Source organism: Rugamonas violacea (genome assembly GCF_016461825.1).
GTDB lineage: Bacteria > Pseudomonadota > Gammaproteobacteria > Burkholderiales > Burkholderiaceae_D > Rugamonas.
Window position 1 is genome coordinate 119,821 of record NZ_JAEMNU010000016.1, and the last position, 2,865, is coordinate 122,685.

At 66.9% G+C, this 2,865-nt stretch carries 3 protein-coding genes; all 3 read right to left on the minus strand.

The genetic code is table 11. The features are described from left to right. Positions 1 to 65: 65 nt before the first annotated feature. The gene (fliM, locus tag H7U20_RS03060; RefSeq protein WP_199518136.1) at positions 66 to 1,049 is read right to left on the minus strand and encodes a flagellar motor switch protein FliM; all 984 of its coding nucleotides are present in this window, start codon (positions 1,047 to 1,049) and stop codon (positions 66 to 68) included. A gap of 6 nt (positions 1,050 to 1,055) precedes the next feature. Next, positions 1,056 to 1,562: a flagellar basal body-associated protein FliL gene (gene fliL, locus H7U20_RS03065; protein WP_199518137.1), complete on the minus strand. Its 507-nt coding sequence runs from the start codon at positions 1,560 to 1,562 to the stop codon at positions 1,056 to 1,058. Positions 1,563 to 1,858: 296 nt separating this feature from the next. After that, positions 1,859 to 2,865 (minus strand): flagellar hook-length control protein FliK (locus H7U20_RS03070; protein WP_199518138.1); only part of this gene is annotated, 1,007 nt, incomplete at its 5' end.

Below are 2,865 nucleotides of genomic sequence, written 5' to 3' on the forward strand. Positions count from 1 at the left end.
GCCGCGGTTGTGTGCTGTTTTGTGTGCTGCTTTGAATACTGTTTTGGATATTGTTTTGACTACTGTCACTTGCTGCTGTTGTCGGTGTTGGCGAGCAGTTTCTCGACCTTCAGCGCGTATTGTCCGTTCAACACGCCGTAGCTGCAATCCATCACCGGCACGCCGTCGACGGTGGCCGAAATCATCTCCGGGATGGTCAGCGGAATGATGTCGCCGACCCGCATGTTGAGGATGTCGTCGAAGTTGACCTTGGCCGTGCCCAGCGTGGCCAGCAGCTCGACTTCGGCGATCTGGATCTGCTGGGTCATCAGGCGGATCCAGCGCTTGTCCACCTCCAGCGCCTCGCCCTGCAGGCTGGAGGTCAGCGAGTCGCGGATCGGCTCGATCATCGAGTAGGGCATGCAGAAGTGGATCTGGCCCGAGACGGAGCCCAGCTCGACGGTGAAGGTCGACGCCACCACCACCTCGTTCGGCGTGGCGATGTTGGCGAACTGGGTGTTCATCTCGGAACGGATGTATTCGAACTCGACCGGGAACACCGGCTCCCACGACTTGGTGTAGGCCTCGAAGACGATGTCGAGGATGCGCAGGATGATGCGCTGCTCGGTCTGGGTGAAGTCGCGCCCCTCGACGCGGGTGTGGAAGCGGCCGTCGCCGCCGAACAGATTGTCGACCAGCAGGAACACCAGGCCCGGATCGAACACCATCAGGGCGGTGCCGCGCAGCGGCTTCATGTGCACCAGGTTGAGGTTGGTCGGCACCACCAAATTGCGGATGAACTCGCTGTACTTGGAGACCCGCACCGAGCCGACCGACACCTCGGCGCTGCGGCGCAGGAAGTTGAACAGGCCGACGCGCAACAAGCGGGCGAAGCGCTCGTTGATGATCTCCAAGGTCGGCATCCGCCCGCGCACGATGCGCTCTTGGGTCGCCAGGTTGTAGGTTCTGACTCCCGCGACGTCTTCCGGCGCCTGCGCGTCGTCCTGATCGCCGTTGACACCCTTCAAGAGGGCATCGACTTCTTCCTGGGAGAGAAAATTATCGGCCATGATGTCTTACTGGATGATGAAGGAAGTATATAAAACGTCGCTCACGTCCTGCTGTGGGCCGCGTTCCTCGAACGGCTTCCTGAGCTGTTCGACGATCTCGTCGCTGAGCCGCTTCTTGCCCTCGGGCGTGTTGATCTCGTTGGCGCGCTTGCCCGACAGCAGCAACAGCATGCGGCTGCGCACCTTCGGCATATTGTTCTTGATGACCTCGACCTCTTCCAGGCCGACCACTTCCAGCGTGAACGCCAGTTGCAGATACTGGTCGGCGCCGTCCTCGCCCGGTTGCAGGTTGACGGTGAACGGTTCGACCGGCACGAACACGGGCGGGCCGGCCTTGGCGACCTCTTTGTGCTTGGGCTTGGCCGGCGCTTCGTCGCCCGACTTGCCATGCATGAAGAACCAGGCCGCGCCGCCGCCGCCGCCCAGCAGGACCAGCACGCCGGCGATGATGATGATCAAGAGTTTTTTCTTGCCACCGGCCGGTGCCGCGTCCGCTTTAGCATCAGCTTTCATTTTTGGATTCGCTTTCAAAAATTCCCCTGCAAGGTGCGTCAATGGATCATGACGCCATTATGTCATTATCGGCAAAGCGTGCGCAGCTGGATCGGTGGAAAAGAGGGGGGAACAGGGCGTATCTCGGCGTTTCCATAGCGAAACAAACAACAAACGGCCGGGGACGTTGGAAAATGCGGGAAGTGGGCGGGGGGATGGCGTCGGCAGCTTGGCGAAAACCACCCAGGGGCGCACGGCTAGGGTCAGACCCGGCGGGTCCGACCCTGGATTTTGCCGCTGGGGGTGGTCGGCCGATCTCAGGCGAAGGTGTCGACCGCGCCGGCCGGCAGGCGCCGCACCGCTGGCCTTGCCGCCGCCTCGCTGTCGGCGCCGGCGCCGAAGCGGCCGCCGTCGTTAGCGCCGTTGCCGCCGCGTCCGCCCTGGCCGCCGTTCTGCGCCGAGGCGGCCTGTTGCTGGAAGCCCTGTTGCTGGCCCGAGGTGTCGGCCGAGACGGTGGCGTTGCCCAGCGTGATGCCGGCCTCGCTCATCATTTCGCGCAGCTTCGGCATGGCCGCCTCCAGCGCCTGGCGCACCTCCGGCTGGGCCGAGGTGAAGGCGGCGCTGGCCTGGTCGTTCGACACGCTCAGCACCACCTGCAGCGGACCGAGGTCCGGCGGGTTCAGGCTCAGCGAGGCGCTCTGCTCGCCGCCGGCGGCCATGAAGATGATCTTTTGCCCCAGTTGCTGGTCCCACACGGGACTGCCGACCCGGCCGCTGAGCTTGTCCGCCGGCAGCGCCGTGGCGGCCTTGGCGATCTCCTGCGCGGCGGCGGCGGCCGGCGCCTGGGTGGCGTGCAGCTCGGCCGGCGCGGCGCCTTCGCGCGCCGCCGTCAGCGTCTCGGCGCGGGCCTCGCGCCCGGCGGGCAGGCCCAGCGGGGCGGCCTCGGCCTGCGGCCGGCCTTGCGTCGCCTGCAAGGCGGCGTTGTCGGCCGGCTGGGCCTTGGTTTCGATCTTGTTGATGCTGTCGGCGCCGGCCTCGGGGGCCGTGGCCCGGGCCGCATCGGCCAGCGTGGTGCCCGGCGCGTCGCTTGGCTCGGCGGCCGGCTGCCCGCTCGGCAGGGCGGCGGCGGCGGCCGGCGCGCTGCGCTTGAGTTCGCCGGTGGCGGCCGGCGTGGTGGTGGCGACCGCGACCGCGGCCGCGCCGGCGTCGGCCGGCTTGGCCTCGGCGGCGCTGGCCGCCGCGTTGGCTTGCGCGATCAGCGCCTTGAAGTCGAGCGTGTCGGCGGCGGCCGCGTCGGCGGCCGGCTTGACCTCGGCGGCGCCGG